General features: G+C 43.6%; 14 protein-coding genes. 7 read left to right on the top strand and 7 right to left on the bottom strand.

Annotated features, from left to right (window positions below; all coding sequences use genetic code 11):
* The first annotated feature begins 184 nt into the window (after positions 1 to 184).
* The 4 genes from ACP14V_RS04015 to ACP14V_RS04000 all read left to right on the top strand — a co-directional run bounded on the left by ACP14V_RS04015 (position 185) and on the right by ACP14V_RS04000 (position 6,058).
* Positions 185 to 958, top strand: coding sequence for a LytR/AlgR family response regulator transcription factor (locus ACP14V_RS04015; RefSeq protein ID WP_272609433.1), 774 nt, complete (start codon positions 185 to 187; stop codon positions 956 to 958).
* Entirely contained in the window at positions 955 to 2,049 is a 1,095-nt protein-coding gene (locus ACP14V_RS04010; RefSeq protein WP_272609432.1) for a sensor histidine kinase, read from the top strand. Before ACP14V_RS04015 ends, ACP14V_RS04010 begins: the two co-directional genes overlap by 4 nt.
* Before the next feature lie 169 nt (positions 2,050 to 2,218).
* Positions 2,219 to 4,630 (top strand): outer membrane beta-barrel protein, encoded by a 2,412-nt coding sequence (locus ACP14V_RS04005; RefSeq protein ID WP_272609431.1) that lies wholly within the window; start codon positions 2,219 to 2,221, stop codon positions 4,628 to 4,630.
* A 66-nt stretch (positions 4,631 to 4,696) separates the two neighbouring features.
* Positions 4,697 to 6,058, top strand: coding sequence for an exonuclease domain-containing protein (locus tag ACP14V_RS04000; protein ID WP_272609430.1), 1,362 nt, complete (start codon positions 4,697 to 4,699; stop codon positions 6,056 to 6,058).
* A gap of 334 nt (positions 6,059 to 6,392) precedes the next feature.
* Here the strand turns inward: ACP14V_RS04000 and ACP14V_RS03995 are convergent, their stop codons facing one another.
* The 4 genes from ACP14V_RS03995 to ACP14V_RS03980 form a co-directional block, all read right to left on the bottom strand.
* Positions 6,393 to 7,166, bottom strand: a complete 774-nt coding sequence (locus ACP14V_RS03995) for an aldose 1-epimerase (RefSeq protein WP_272609429.1) — start codon at positions 7,164 to 7,166, stop codon at positions 6,393 to 6,395.
* A 2-nt stretch (positions 7,167 to 7,168) separates the two neighbouring features.
* Complete coding sequence (locus ACP14V_RS03990) at positions 7,169 to 8,464, bottom strand: M20/M25/M40 family metallo-hydrolase (RefSeq protein WP_272609428.1); 1,296 nt, start codon at positions 8,462 to 8,464, stop codon at positions 7,169 to 7,171.
* Positions 8,465 to 8,496: 32 nt separating this feature from the next.
* Positions 8,497 to 9,477, bottom strand: a complete 981-nt coding sequence (locus tag ACP14V_RS03985; RefSeq protein ID WP_272610283.1) for a PLP-dependent cysteine synthase family protein — start codon at positions 9,475 to 9,477, stop codon at positions 8,497 to 8,499.
* Positions 9,478 to 9,549: 72 nt separating this feature from the next.
* Positions 9,550 to 10,791 (bottom strand): ABC transporter permease, encoded by a 1,242-nt coding sequence (locus ACP14V_RS03980; protein ID WP_272609427.1) that lies wholly within the window; start codon positions 10,789 to 10,791, stop codon positions 9,550 to 9,552.
* 3 nt (positions 10,792 to 10,794) lie between these two features.
* On the opposite strand from ACP14V_RS03980, the gene ACP14V_RS03975 reads away from it, so the two are divergent.
* Positions 10,795 to 12,021 (top strand): exo-beta-N-acetylmuramidase NamZ family protein, encoded by a 1,227-nt coding sequence (locus ACP14V_RS03975; protein WP_272609426.1) that lies wholly within the window; start codon positions 10,795 to 10,797, stop codon positions 12,019 to 12,021.
* On the opposite strand, the gene ACP14V_RS03970 is transcribed toward ACP14V_RS03975, so the two are convergent.
* Together ACP14V_RS03970 and ACP14V_RS03965 are read right to left on the bottom strand one after the other, a co-directional pair.
* Positions 12,018 to 12,848, bottom strand: a complete 831-nt coding sequence (locus ACP14V_RS03970) for a sterol desaturase family protein (protein WP_136565663.1) — start codon at positions 12,846 to 12,848, stop codon at positions 12,018 to 12,020. The genes ACP14V_RS03975 and ACP14V_RS03970 overlap by 4 nt on opposite strands.
* Positions 12,849 to 12,870: 22 nt before the next feature.
* A complete protein-coding gene (locus ACP14V_RS03965) occupies positions 12,871 to 13,365 on the bottom strand; it encodes a YkgJ family cysteine cluster protein (protein ID WP_136565662.1) in 495 nt (164 codons plus the stop codon).
* A 73-nt stretch (positions 13,366 to 13,438) separates the two neighbouring features.
* Between ACP14V_RS03965 and ACP14V_RS03960 the strand changes: the two genes are divergently transcribed.
* Together ACP14V_RS03960 and ACP14V_RS03955 are read left to right on the top strand one after the other, a co-directional pair.
* Positions 13,439 to 14,146, top strand: a complete 708-nt coding sequence (locus ACP14V_RS03960) for a class I SAM-dependent methyltransferase (RefSeq protein ID WP_272609425.1) — start codon at positions 13,439 to 13,441, stop codon at positions 14,144 to 14,146.
* 43 nt (positions 14,147 to 14,189) lie between these two features.
* Positions 14,190 to 15,017 (top strand): hypothetical protein, encoded by an 828-nt coding sequence (locus ACP14V_RS03955; protein ID WP_272609424.1) that lies wholly within the window; start codon positions 14,190 to 14,192, stop codon positions 15,015 to 15,017.
* Positions 15,018 to 15,029: 12 nt separating this feature from the next.
* Here ACP14V_RS03955 and ACP14V_RS03950 read toward each other — a convergent pair whose 3' ends face one another.
* Positions 15,030 to 15,662: a 7-carboxy-7-deazaguanine synthase QueE gene (locus ACP14V_RS03950; protein ID WP_272609423.1), complete on the bottom strand. Its 633-nt coding sequence runs from the start codon at positions 15,660 to 15,662 to the stop codon at positions 15,030 to 15,032.
* Between the last annotated feature and the right edge of the window lie 80 nt (positions 15,663 to 15,742).

The following is a 15,742-nucleotide window of genomic DNA, read 5'->3' as shown; positions in this document are numbered from 1 at the left end:
TGATTGACATTTCCCGCTAAATTTAGCTGATGATAGCATCTCTCTTTTTAAAAAGAATTGAAGACACTTTTTTTTGATGCAGGCACACAAGTATCTGATTTGAAACACCTTTATCATGAAATGGAGCAATTAGTTTTCGCAATCAATGCAGTAAATGTTCCCTATTTTCGCCTAAATTGCATGGATGGCTTATAGAGTAATCATTGTAGATGACGAATTGCTGGCGCGACAGCGAATTGTTGAGTTATTGGAAACACGAAAGGAATTCCATATTGAAGCGCAATGTGCCAATGGGGAAGAAGCCATCCAACAAATCAACACCGTTGGGCCCGATGTGCTTTTTTTGGATGTGGAACTGAAAGACTTAACTGGTTTTGATGTGCTCCAAAACCTGAACCTACGGAAAATGCCTTTGATCATCTTCATCACGGCCTACGACAGCTATGCCATCCAGGCCTTCAACAATTATGCTTTGGATTTTCTACTAAAACCCTTCAAAAATCACCGATTTTTTGAAACTCTAGATCGTATTGAGGAACGGATGAAACTCAACAATTATGGAACCGATATGAGGCAGTTTTTATTGGATATTCAAGGTAATATTGGAAGCTCTCCAAACACTATGGCTTCCCGGTTTCCCATTCGAGAGAACAACCGAACTGTTTTTTTGAACAAGGAACGCATCAAGTATATCTGTGCTTCCAGCTATTATTCGGATGTTCACAGTGTAGACAAAACCTATACCGTTAGGGAATCCCTTAAAAATCTTTTGGTACAGTTAAACGCCTCCAACTTTGTACGGATCCACCGATCTACCATCATCAATGTGGACCATATGCAGGAACTTGTTCATTCAGATTATAACGAAATGGACGTGCGGATGCATGATCAGGAACTGTTCCGAATCAGTAAATCATATAAAAAGGAATTTCTAAAAAAATTGGGGTTGACCACATGACCAATCTGTTGAAAAAATATGGGGAGAGACCTTTGATCATCTATTTGGTGGTCTTTTACACTTTTATTGCCCTAGTGGATTTTCTACGGAGCTTTTACTTTCTGTACAGTGGTCCAAGGCGCGTCACGAACGATTTTACCGGGCTGGTTTTGGTGAGCCTTGTTGATTGGGCCGTTGTACTCCTTTTTATGTGCTCCGTTTCCTTGCTCACCAAATACCTTCTGATGAAACGGGTATCCTGGACAAAGATCATTCCATTACACATTGTGTTGAGTATTTTGCAAAGTTACCTTGTTGGGTTTATCTCTCCTCTGTTGCTCACTTACGAACTGATAACCATTGAACTTGGCTTTTTCGAGAAGGTCACGCATACCTTTTTCTTCAATGTCACCACCAATATCTTGCTCTACAGTTCCATGATTCTCATCATCTACGCCTATTTCTATCTTCAGCAGATAAAAAATCAGGAGATACGGAACAAGGTTCTAGAGAACAGTCTCATAAAGTTTAAACTGAAAACCCTGGAGAGTCAGCTCAATCCCCACTTCCTTTTCAACACGCTGAACAGTATTTCCAGCCTTATCCCCAACGATCCGGATGCCGCCCAAGACATGGTGGCAGATATTAGTTTCTTGCTTCGGAAATTCCTAAGCATTGATGACAAGAACTTTATCACCGTTCGGGAAGAATTGGAAATTTTGGATTACTATACCAACATTCTAAAACAGCGTTTTCAGGAAGATCTGGTAATCACACGAGAAGTACAGGAGTCCACTCTGTACAAACAGATTCCACGATTGTTGATACAGCCCATTATTGAAAACTCCATAAAACATGGATTCTCAAAGGAAAACAAAAAGCTGAATATACATCTGTCCATCCAAGACCAAGGAGACTCCATTTTGTTATCGGTGGAAAACAATGGTAAAAGAATACCCAAGTATCCCATTTATTCCAATAGTGGCATAGGAATCATCAACATTAAGGAACGATTACAGGCATTGTATCACGGAAAATCGGATTTTCATTTTGAGAATATGCCCAAAGGGGTTAAAACCGTGATTACCATTCCCAAAGTACAAAGCATTTAATGCATTTTCTTATAAGTTCACATCAAATAAAGATAAATCGGAATCAATTTTGCACGAACAGGGATAGAAAACACGAGTTTAGCACTGTTTTCAAAACAATGGTTTTGTTTGATGATTTATGCTAAAGCCAACTTAAATAGTTGGCTTTAGTTCTTATAGCTACTAAGGTATGGTTAAAAAAATAGGGGTACTGCTATTTTTTGCAGTCGTAGGTCAAACGTTTGCACAAACTTCGTTCAAGGGTAAGATAGTGGATTCCAATGGTGCTGCCATTGCCTTTGCCAATGTGGTAGCCATGAGCAAGTCTGATTCAACCCTGATAAAAGGTGCCATCACCGATATGGATGGGGTGTTCAACATTGACGTAAAACAACCACAGAACAGCTATTTATCCATTTCATTTGTAGGTTTCCAGACTACAACCGTGACCGACCTGTCCAATACCAATTTGGGAAACATAACTTTGGAAGACCAGACCCAAGCACTTGAAGAAGTTGCCGTGGTAGGTCAAAAACCCTTCATTCAAAAAGAACAGGACAAGCTGGTGCTCAATGTAGAGAACAGTATCGTTAACACGGGAAACTCCACCATGGAGTTGTTGGAAAAGGCCCCAGGGGTGATCATAGATCAAGATGATGTCATATCCCTTAGTGGTCGTACCGGGGTACGAATCTATATGGATGGAAAGGACACCCGTTTACAAGGGGAACAATTGGCCAATTTACTGCGTAGCCTGCCTTCTTCCAATATCGAGAAAATAGAGATCATCACCAATCCCTCGGTACGTTATGAGGCCCAGGGCAATGCGGGCATTATCAATATAGTCACCAAAAAAGGGAAATTGTATGGTACCAACGGAAGCCTTACCTTGAGTCCGGGATACGGGCGTTATTTCCGATGGAACAGCGCTATGGACTTTAACCATAGGACTGAAAAATTGAACCTCTACGGTCAATATTCCTATACCGATCGCAATCAATACCAAGAAATTGTCATTGATCGGGTATTTTTGGACGGGGACCAGCCCCAAGGTTATTATGACCTTCAAAATGATTTTGAACTGCCACTGAAAACGCATACCGGAAGGTTAGGGTTGGACTATACGGTAAGCGAGAAGACCACACTCGGGGTTCTGTTCACCGGACTCAACAATAAAACCGAGAACATCTCTACCAGCAACGTTTTAGGGTACAATACGGACTGGGAACTTATTTCGGAGGAGAACACGGACACGGATATTGCCTCCGAATGGAACCAGTTTACAGCCAACCTTAACGCCAGACACAACTTTGCGAACAAAAGTGTCCTCAATTTTAATTTTGACCATGCCCGTTACAGCAATTGGTCTGACCAAAAGTTTGTCTCCAATTTTGACTTTTTTGAAAGCAACACTACTGCCCAAGACATTCTTTTGGGAGATGTTGACGGTTTCCTTAACCTTACCGGGATTACCGTGGATTATGAGCTCCCATTAAAAAATGGGGACCGATTTGAAGCCGGTTGGAAAAACACTTGGGTAAAATCGGATAACGACTTGGCCTATGTGAATGAAAACAACGGGGTCACCACCCCAAATACCAACCTCAGCAACCATTTCATCTATGATGAAGATATTTACGCGGGCTATGTGAGCTACAACATCAATCGTGAAAAATGGAATGCACAAGTGGGGCTACGGGCCGAAAACACATCTGTTATTGGCAACCAGATCACCACCAACACGGTCAATAAAATGGATTATTTGAACCTGTTTCCCACGGCTTCCTACAACTATACGTTTAACGAAAAGCATACCTTGGGTGTATCGGCGGGCAGGCGTATTGACCGCCCCGGTTATGGCCAGCTCAATCCCTTCCGAACCTTTGTGAACACCAACACCTACCGTGAGGGGAACCCCTATCTGCAACCCCAGTTCACATGGGTGAGTGAGGTCAATTATACCTTTAAGCAGCGTTACTACTTTGCCTTCAATGTAGGTATTACTGAAGATCATTTGACCATGGCCATTATTCGTGATGGGGACCAAGAGGTGGTCATTGTACGTCCCATCAACATCGACAGACTGAAGAGCTATTCCTTTGTGGCCAGTCTTCCCATACAGTTCAACAATTGGTGGCAGAGCAATTGGAACATTAACGCATCCATCAATGATTTTGATGGAGACATCAATGGGTTCAATTTTGACCGCAGCAATCCTGTGGTAAGTCTCAATACCAACCATAGTTTTGGATTGGGGAACGGCTACCGATTGCAGGCCGGGGCCTTTTATCTTTTCCCTCACTATGGAAGCATTACGAGGGCAGAGACCATTTCGTCCTTTTCCGTGGGACTCCAGAAAAACTTGTTCAAGGATGCCATGACCCTACGGTTCAACATCAATGATATTTTCTGGAACCAATACCCCACTGGAAGAACCGCTTTTGGCAATCTGGACGATTCCTTCACTAGCTACCGGGACACCCGTTATGCCACCCTTTCCATTTCTTGGCGATTTGGAAAACAGTCGGTACAGCCGGTTCGTAGAAGGCAGTCCGAAATCCAACAGGAAATGGACCGGGCACGACAACAAAACGAAGGATAGCCCGAAATTTCTACTTGGGGTTTACTTTAAAAAAGTTCTAACTTTAATGCTCGAACTTTTGCGAAGTTGTATACCATCATCGACATAGAGACCACTGGGAACGGAATCAAGGGGAACAAAATCACCGAAATTGCCATTTTTAAGTTTGATGGTACCCAGATTGTGGAGGAATTCACTTCCTTAGTGAATCCACAATGCTCCATTCCGTATTTTATCACCGGACTTACGGGAATTGATGACCAGATGGTGCAAAATGCGCCCACTTTCCCTGAAATTGCAGAAAAGGTTCTGGCCCTGACGCAAGACTGCATCTTTGTGGCTCATGCCGTGAATTTTGATTACGGGGTGATTAAAGAGGAGTTTCGGAGCATAGGGATGGACTTTACCCGAAAAAAGCTGTGCACAGTACGCTTATCCCGAAAACTCATTCCCGGATTGCGATCCTACAGCTTGGGAAAACTCTGCTCCGCGATTCAAATTCCGTTAACGGACCGACACCGCGCACGAGGCGATGCCCATGCTACCACCCTGTTGTTTCAAAAACTATTGAACACCCCCAATGCGGAACTTGTGTTCCAAAAATTTCTCAATGCTCGAAGCCAAGAGGCCACTTTGCCGCCCCATTTGCCCAAATCGGTTTTTAATAAGATCCCGGCCCAACCGGGCATCTACTACTTTAAAAACCAAAATGGGGAAATCATTTATGTGGGAAAGGCCATCAACTTGAAAAAAAGGGTACTCGGCCATTTTTATGATAAAAGTGCCAAGGAAATCCAGCTCTGTAGCGAAACGGCCGATATTGATTTTAAACTTTCAGGAAGTGAATTGGTGGCATTGCTTATGGAATCGGCGGAAATCAAGCGATTGTTTCCCTTGTACAACCGGGCCCAAAAGCGAACGGTTCGGCAATATGCCATTTTTCAGTACGAGGATAGAAATGGAATCACCCATTTGGCCTACAACACCTTAAAAGGGGCACCCAACCCCATAAAAGTTTTTTATAACCAAACCGATTGCAGGGCCTATTTGCATGAAATGTGCAAAAATTTTGCGTTATGTCCCAAGTATTGCCATCTTCAACAAACGCAATCAGCCTGTTCCCATCATGAGATTACCAGTTGTGAAGGGATATGCCGAGGCGAAGAATCTATCGAGGATTACAACCGGAAGGTAAAAAATGCCATTCGGGAAACGAGATCTTTGGAATCTGAGGTCAGGGTCATTAAGGAAAAGGGACGAAATCCCGAGGAAAGCGCGGTGGTTCTCATTGCAGAGGGAGTGTATAAAGGGTATGGTTTTATTGACCAAGGGACGGAGGTGTCTTCTTTGGAAGATATTGAGGCTCATATCATCCCACAGAAACACACTTTGGAAACGCAACGCATTGTGGAGGCGTTGTTACCCAAATTGGAGTCTTTTGTCCTGTAAGGGGTTGACACGAATTTCACGAATATTCACAAAGGCATTGCGGTGGATTCCGCATCAGGTGCGGAATGATGGCTCGTTTTTCTGGGTCATTTCGAACGGTTGTCCTGAGCGCAGTCGAAGGATAAAGTGAGAAATCTAAATTGGAAGAGAGATTTCTCAATCGCTACGCTCATTTCGAAATGACAAGGCACTACGGTGGATCCGCATCAGGTGCGGAATGACAGCTCGTTTTTCTGGGTCATTTCGACCGCATGGGAGAAATCTTAAGATGGAAAAGAGATTTCTCGGTCGCAAGCTCCCTCGAAATGATACCATAGCTAATAAGTAAAGTACCTCAAGCTGTTATGCGGACTTTAAAGACTGCATCAGTATCTTTTAAATGCTGGAACCCCAAGTAAAGTTCCCGTTGATTTACCGAATACGGGTAAAACGAAATGGGTTCAATGCAGATCATGTTCCTTACTTCCGTCCAACACATGAACTGGCCAAAGCCCTCCGTCTCTATGGTCAACTCACGCTCATCTTTGAGTGTAATTCGGGTACAGTCCTTTACCTGATATGCCCTACTTCCCACATCCAATACCTCATCCAAGGAAATCTCCCTATCATTTGCAACCAGCGTAGGAGTCTTTGTGTACAGTTTAAATGCAGGGTGATAGCCCAACATAAACGGCATATCCCTTTCCCCGGAAATGATAAAGGAAATCTCCAAAGTGTTCCCTTTCAATAAAAAGGATTTTTCAAACCCAAATCCATAGGGCCACATAAGTCGGGGTTTGGGGGATTTTTCTGGATATTTTGAATTGTTTACGGGGGTACCCGCTTGATACTTTTTGACAAAAACCGCAGCATCCTCTGCTTGGGAAATCAGCTGGTATTCCAATTCCCGAAGCAATCCATGCTGATCCTGAACAGCATTTCCCCTTGGCACCTGAACATGATAGCCCGCTTCATTTACCGGCCCAATTATGGGAAACATTTCGGTATCTGCATTACGCCAACCAGGGCTTCCCTTTTGATGGATGAACTCATGGCCGTCCACCAAAAAACTTACCAATTCACCTGCATCTATATCTACGGTGGCACTTTTACTTTTAAGCTGAACCATGATTATTGGTTTATCAATCGATAAATAAGGATGGCAGTACGCTTGGTCAAGGCTTCAATGGTGTTAAGGTTGACGGTTTCCTCGGGGGTGTGGGCTCCTGTGCCCATGGTGCCCAGACCATCCAGACAATCCACATATTGGGCCACGAAGGACACATCGGCTGCACCCCTTCTTCCGGGGTCATAGGCCAATACTTCGCCTTGTTTTAAATCCAAGCTTACTTGGTTCAGGGTATTCAGCAATTGCATATTGCCCTCAGTGGGTTTCATGGCGGGGTAACTATCCGTAAAATTGATGGTTGCCGAAGTATGCGGCAGGTTTTGCCCCACAATTTCGCGCATTTTGTTCCGGGCGCGTTCTTTCTGTTCTTCTGAAATAAATCGGAGTCCACCCCTCACCATGGCCTTTTGTGCCACTACATTGGTTTTTCCAAAAACATCACCTTTGCTTGTGGAAGCGTCAAAATTAACAAATGTTCCGCCCAAAAGGGTTCCAGGGTTGAAGGTCAGCAGGTCCTCCCCTTTGACCTCGGTATAAAATTGGTGTAGAATACGTGAGATTTCAAAAATGGCACCAGCGCCTACATCTTCATTGAAGATTCCAGAGGAATGGGCCCGTTTTCCCTCCACTTCCAAGGCCCATCCCGAAGCACCTCTTCTGGCCACAGTGGCATAGTTGAACCCTGTGGACGTTTCAAAACCAAGGGCGATATCGCTTCGCTTGGCTGCCTCCACTAAATCCTTTCTACTGACGGACAGGGGTTTCCCAGTACTTTCTTCATCTCCTGTAAAAGCAACAATGATTTGGGCATCTTTCAACAGACCGTTTTCCTGCAAGGCTTTGAGGGCATACAGCACAATGACATCGCCTCCTTTCATATCGTTGCCACCGGGGGCATGAGCAATGCTATCGTTTACCATTTCAAAGGTCTGGAAGGGGCTATCTTCCTCAAAAACCGTATCTAAATGCCCAATAAGGAGTAATTTTTTGCCCTTTTTGCCCGAGGTTTCGGCAAATAGATGGCCGCCCCTGTCCATATCATTGGGCATTTCTATCCATTGGGTCTGAAAATCAATGGCATCAAAGGCATCCTTAAAAACCATACCTACTTCCTTGACCCCTTCGGCATTTAAAGTACCACTGTTAATGTTTACCACCTTTTCTAAAAACTGAATGGCCTCGGAATTATTCTTTTCTATGGAAGAAACAATATTCTTTTCGGTTCGGGAAAGTTTTTGTGCAGTGATTGAACATGTTACGATAAGGGCAATTGAGGTTATTAGATGCTTGAGCCACATAATATGATGTTTTGCCCCGAATTTATCAATTTTTACTCGATAAACCCTTTTTCGCGCATCCAATCGTCATTGAACATTTTGCCCACATACCTACTTCCATGATCATGGAAGAGCACCACGATCACATCGTCCTTGGTAAAATGTTCCTGTAATTGCAATACCCCTTTGATGGCCGCTCCAGCAGAATTGCCCAAAAACATCCCTTCTTCGCGGGCCAAGCGGCGAGTGTAAATGGCGGCATCCTTGTCCGTTACCTTGGTGAAACCGTCAATGATGTCAAAATCCACATTCTTGGGTAGGATATCCTCCCCTATCCCTTCGGTAATGTATGGATAGATTTCGTTCTCATCAAAAATGCCGGTCTCGTGGTATTTTTTAAAGACCGAGCCATAGGTATCCACCCCCCAAACCTTGATATTGGGGTTTTGTTCCTTGAGGTATTTCCCCACTCCTGAAATGGTGCCTCCGGTTCCGACTCCCACCACAAAATGGGTGACCTTGCCATCGGTTTGTTTCCAGATTTCAGGTCCAGTGGTCAAATAATGGGCCTTGGTATTGCCTGGGTTATCGTATTGATTCACATACCACGAATTGGGAATTTCGGTCGACAATCGCTTTGCTGTGGAGTAATAGCTACGGGGATCGTCAGGAGCCACATCGGTAGGACAAACATGCACCTCACTCCCCATAGCCTTGAGGATATCTATCTTTTCCTTGGATTGTTTATCGCTGATTACACAGATCATTTTATACCCCTTTATAACTGCGGCCAGGGCCAATCCCATTCCTGTGTTTCCTGAAGTTCCTTCAATAATGGTGCCTCCAGGTTTCAAGATTCCAGAAGCCTCGGCATCTTCCACCATCTGGAGGGCCATACGATCTTTGACTGAATTTCCGGGATTAAAGGTCTCGTATTTGGCCAAGACCAGACAAGGCAATTCCGACACCAACGTGTTCAGTTTCACCAAAGGGGTATTTCCAATAGTTTCAAGAATGTTGTTTGCATAATCCATAGTCAACACAAAGATAGGTTTTTGGATAGTCCTTCGCACTTTGCACCTTTAGTTGCAAAAAAATAGGCTGCCTTACTCGAACTTAATGGCTTTTACAGGGGTAATCTTGGTGATAATATACGAGGGAACCAACAGCATCAGCAGACACAATGCCATAACCCCCAAATTCAACAATACAACCATAGATCCGTCCATATACACAGGAATGTAGTCGATATAGTACTCTTCGGGATTGGGAAACTTGAACATGCGGTATTTGTTCTGAAGGAACAAAACACCGAGTCCGATTACATTGCCCCAGAGCAATCCAATGGTGATCAAATAGGCGGCATTGTACAAGAACACTTTTCGGATGCTCCAGTTGGCCGATCCCAACGCTTTTAGAATCCCGATCATTTGGGTACGCTCCAAAATCAGTACCAAAAGGGCCGTGATCATGTTTATTCCGCCCACGATGATCATAATGCCTATGATTAGGGCGATGTTAAAGTCAAAAAGTCCAATCCATTCAAAAATGCGATAGTATTTGACCTTTATGTTTTGGGTGTCCAAACTGGAAAGCGTTTTTCCATAAATTTCGTTACTCTTTTCTTCGAGTTGATCAAAATCTTCGAGAAAGACCTCAAAATTGCCAACTTGATCCCCATCCCATTTGTTCATGCGCTGGATATGTCGAATATCCACAAAAACGTAGGTGGCATCGAACTCTTCAAAACCGCTGTCGTAAATTCCAACAACTTCAAACTTCCTGTTGTTGGGTACTTGATTGGCATCCCCATCCTTCAAGAAAAAAGAAAAGAAGGAGTCACCCACTTTCAGTTGCAGGCGATTGGCCATAGTTCTTGAAACCAGCGCTTCTTCATTGAGCTTTTCGGTGAAATTGGGCAATCTGCCATCAACGATGTATTCAGCAAAGACCGACCAATCGTAATCCTTGCCCACACCCTTGGCCAACATTCCCTCAAAAGTGTCCTCAGTTCGGATAATACCTCCTTTGGTTGCCACGGCCTGTACATGCCTTACCCCCTCTACATTCTTGAACTCGGGGTAAAAATCCTGCTGGAGCGGTATGGGCGAGAGGGAAACCTCGGAAATATTGTTATCGTAATTTGAAATTTGGATATGACCGTTGAATGCAGCTACCTTTTCCCGTATCTTGCGTTTCAGTCCAACGCCGGTAGCCAAAGCGATGAGCATCATGATCACGCCAATGGCAATTGCGGCAATGGCAATTTTTATTATAGGGGCAGAAATGCTAATTTTATCTTCTTTCCCTGTAATCAGGCGCTTAGTAATAAACAATTCTAAATTCAACGAATGCCCATTTTATCCATTTTCAAAAGTACAGTTTTATTGTTGGTTTTGGTGCTTTCCTCCTGTAGGGAACAGCAAAAAAAGGAGAATCCAGAAGTTGCAACGGTTCAAACGGAGCCTGTTCCCGAAATCAAGGTGGCTGCCAATAGAACGGAAGTTTACCTCCCTTTGCTGCAAGGTAAAAAGGTGGGGGTCGTGGCCAACCAAACCAGTGTCATCTTCAATGATAAAGGGCATGTCCACTTGGTGGATTCCTTACTTTCTCTTGGAGTTGATGTAAAACAGGCCTTTGCCCCCGAACACGGATTTAGGGGTGAGGCGGATGCCGGTGAACATGTAACGGATGGGATCGATGCCAAGACCGGGCTTCCCATAATTTCCCTGTATGGCAAAAACAGAAAACCTTCCAAAGAACAATTGGACCAATTGGATGTGATGGTTTTTGATATCCAGGATGTGGGCGTTAGATTTTACACTTATATCGCAACACTTCAACTAGTTATGGAAGCCTGTGCCGAATACAACACCCCCATCATCGTACTGGATAGGCCCAATCCCAACGGACATTATGTTGATGGGCCCACCATGATGAAAGAACACAAAAGCTATTTGGGCCTTAATCCCATTCCGCTGGTATATGGAATGACCATAGGGGAATACGCCAAAATGTTGAATGGGGAAAATTGGCTGGAAGTTGGAAGAAAGGCCGATTTAACCGTTATCACCCTTGAAAACTATACCCACGAGTCCGATTACCACCTCCCTATACGGCCTTCCCCCAACCTTCCTAGCGATGTGGCCATTACCCTATACCCCAGTTTAGGACTTTTTGAGGGCACTAACGTCAATGCCGGCAGGGGAACGGAATTCCAGTTTCAACGGTATGGAGCTTCTTTTATGGACAGTACCAAATATGATTTCAGCTATGTTCCGGCCCCCAATTTTGGGTCCAAAACCCCTAAGGAAGATGGAAAAACCTGTTATGGAAAAGACCTTTCCAAAATGGAACGGATGAACGAGGTTTCCGTGCAATGGGTCATGGATGCTTACAACAATACATTGGACAAATCCAAGTTTTTCCTTACCAGTGGGTTTACCAAACATGCAGGTACACCTTTACTTCAACAGCAAATTGAGCAAGGCCTCTCCGAAGCTGAAATCAAGGCCACATGGCAAGATGACCTTACCGCTTTCAAAAAAATCCGGGAAAAATATTTGATTTACGATTAACCTTCAGTAGTAGGTCGCCTGTATTTATGAAAAGGTTGCTTTAGCAATCCTTTAATACTACTGTTCTCCTTTTCATTCGGGAAGGTATCCACGCCATACACAATTTGGTCGGTGTCCATGGTCATATAGGTGCCGAACAAACGGTCCCAAATGGAGAAAATATTTCCGTAGTTGGAATCGGTGTAAGGCAATTTGTAGTGATGGTGCACTTTGTGCATATCCGGGCTCACGATGACCCAGCTAATGATTGAATCTACTTTTTTGGGCAGTCTAATATTGGCATGGTTGAACTGCGAAAGCACCACGGATAAGCTTTGGTACAACATGATGATGCCAATGGGAGCGCCAACAACAAAAACTCCGATTAAGGTGAATGTATACCGAATCAAACTTTCCAAAGGATGGTGTCTGTTGGCCGTAGTGGTATCTACATTATGGTCCGAATGGTGCACCAAATGGACCATCCAAAGTGGTTTTACCTTATGCTCCACCCAATGGGCGGTGTAGGCACCGATCAAATCCATGAACATGACCCCAAGTGCCACATAGAGCCATAAGGGCATCTCCGGAAGCCAATTGATGATTCCAAAATTATTGGTCACGGCCCAATCCGAAGTTTTCAGGAGTAAAAAAGCCAAAGGAAAGTTCACCAAAATGGTGGTCATGGTAAAGAAAAAATTGGGAACGGAGTGCCGCCATTTTTTATACGGTACGCTAAAAAGGGGCATAATGCCCTCCAAAATCCAGAAAAAGGTAATTCCACCCACCAAAATAAGGCTTCGATGCCAAGAAGGGATGGTTTCAAAATAGGCCATTAACTGTTCCATATTCCCAAGATATGAAAAATCATCAAAGCTTGATACGTCTTTTCATTTCTTCCACAATATTGAAGGCTGCCGGACAAATGGCCACATTCTTCAAGGTAAGATTACTGATCTGTTGAAACTTTTTTCGGTCCGTGTGTGGAAATTCACGGCATGCCTTGGGCCGGACATCGTAAATGGAGCAATAGTTGTCCGCTCCTAAAAAAGCACAGGGTACTTCCTGCAAAACATAATCATTTTCCTCATCGACCCTAAGGTATTGATCAATAAACTGGGAAGGCCGCATTCTAAAATGCTTGGCAATGCGCTCTATGTCCGTATTGGTGAAAAGAGGGCCGGTAGTTTTACAGCAGTTGGCACAGGTAAGGCAATCTGTTCGCTCAAATTCCTCCACATGCAATTGCTGCATAACATAGTCCAAATCCTTGGGTACTCTCTTCTTTAATTTTGCGAAAAACTTTTTGTTCTCCGTATGTTTTTCCCTGGCCTTTTGGGGAAGTTCTTCAAGATCATCAATCATAACACACAAACTTATCCATTTTAAACCTTAGTCTGCAATTATTGTCACACCTTTGCACCAAAGAAACCCCAATATGGCTGATGTTTTTGGAAAAGCATTGCAGGATTATCATCAAGGAAAGTATACTGAGGACATCACTACCTATTCTTCCTTGGATGAAAAAGACAGTATTCCACTGCCGTATTTGTTCCGGGATTATGACCAAATGCCCATATTGGAGCGAAAAGCGCTTGCATTGACCAAGGGCAGAGTCTTGGATATTGGTTGTTGTGCAGGGGTACATTCACTATATCTTCAAAAGAGAGGTATGGATGTTACTGGACTGGACAGCTCCGCGGGTGTCATTACAGTTTGTAAAGAAAGAGGGTTAAAATCAACAGTAAATAGTTCCATCGAAGATTTTAAGGGAGACTCTTTTGACACACTACTTTTATTGATGAATGGCATAGGTCTGGCAGGGACCCTGGACAATTTGAGTTCCTTTTTACAGCATTTGGCCTCATTATTGCGGCCCAATGGTCAGATACTGTTGGATTCAAGTGACATCATTTATATGTTTGACCAAGATGAGGATGGGGGATATTGGATTCCCGATAGTGGCAAATATTATGGAGAAGTCACTTTTACATTAGAATATAAAAAACAAAAGAGTATTCCTTTTGAGTGGCTTTACCTAGACTACAATACGTTGTTCAATGCATGTCTAAGCAATGGTTTGGTATGTGAATTGGTAAGTTCTGGCGAACACTATGATTATCTGGCAAGGCTCACCAAAAAATGATACTAGAACCTGATATAGTACGTTTTATCTTATATTCACCATTATGAAAAAGAGAATCACCTATTATTTTTTCTCGGTATTGTTTTTGTTCTTGGGTTGTTCCAAAGATGCCGAAAACAATGAGACTGGTCCTGATGGAGTAAACAAAACCGCAAATTTATTGGCTACTGGTGCATCGGCCAATGATTTACTGTCCAATTCCAACTATGACAAACTTTTGATTGAAATAGGCTTTGTTTCGGGTTTTCGCCCTACTGCAGAGGCCATAGCCACTTTTGAGGAATTTTTAAGGGCGCGGACCTTTAAGGAAAGTGTGGAGTTCAGTTATCAAGCACTTACCTCTCCCAATGAAGAGTCCCTTACCAACGAAGAGATAGCCAAATTGGAAAGTGAACATAGAACAGCTTATAACAATGGAACCACTTTGGCCATCTATATTTATTTTGCGGATGCCCCTTCTGAAAATGATGATGAAAGTGAAGGTTTGGTGACCCTTGGAGCTGTGTATAGAAATACGTCCATGGTCATCTACGAGGCTACTATACGTGAATTGGTGGGGAACAGCACACTCATTTCCGTTGCCGATGTAGAAGCAGCCACCCTAAACCACGAATTTGGACACTTATTGGGCCTTGTAAATCTTGGCACCACCCCTGTCAACGCAGACCATGAGGATACCGAAATTGACGACGAAGAGGGCGAAATAGGCAACAACCATTGCAATGTGGAAGGTTGTCTTATGCGTGCCGAACTACAGTTTGGAGGTTCCTTGGCCAAAATGATGCGGAGCAATGTTTCCAGAGGTTTGACTGCAATCCCGCAATTGGATGCTGAGTGCATCTTGGACCTTCAATCTAACGGGGGACGATAATAATATCTTACCTTAAGGGATGTTTAAGTACTTGTGTGTTTGCAAGGAAACCTTCCATTTGGGATGTTGCATCACATAATTCACAATAAGAGGAACCATCTTTTCCCGGACACTCCATTCTGGCTGTAAATACAAGATACAATCCCCCTTAACCTTGGCGGCCTGCTCCTCGGCAAAGATAAAATCGTGCTTGTTGTACACTATAATTTTAAGCTCATCTGCCCTTTTGTAGATTTCGTCCTCAGGCAGCTTGTTCTTTTTTGGTGATAGACAAATCCAGTCCCAAACACCTGTCAAAGGATATGCACCGGAAGTTTCAATATGGGTTTGTAAGTTTCTGGACTTTAAGCCAGTGGTCAACGGCCCCATATCCCAAGTCAAAGGCTCACCCCCTGTAACCACAATGGTATTGGAATATTTTTCGGCGTTGTCCACAATTTGATCAATTGCCGTGGGGGGATGGGTCTCAGCATTCCAGCTTTCCTTAACATCGCACCAATGACATCCAACATCACAGCCTCCTACCCTTATAAAATATGCTGCGGTTCCTTTATGGAAGCCTTCACCCTGAATGGTATAAAACTCTTCCATCAAGGGAAGCATCAAACCCTTGTCCACCAAATCCATAACATTGTTCTTTACCATGGCGCAAAGATACAGTTAAATAGGCTTAACACACATCATATGAAACTGTAACAACTTTTCTTTTTAATCGTCTTACCTCT

It is taken from the genome of Flagellimonas alvinocaridis (assembly GCF_965248585.1).
Lineage (GTDB): Bacteria > Bacteroidota > Bacteroidia > Flavobacteriales > Flavobacteriaceae > Flagellimonas > Flagellimonas alvinocaridis.
Note: the sequence above shows the minus strand (reverse complement) of the source record. Positions and strands in the feature narration are given on the sequence as shown.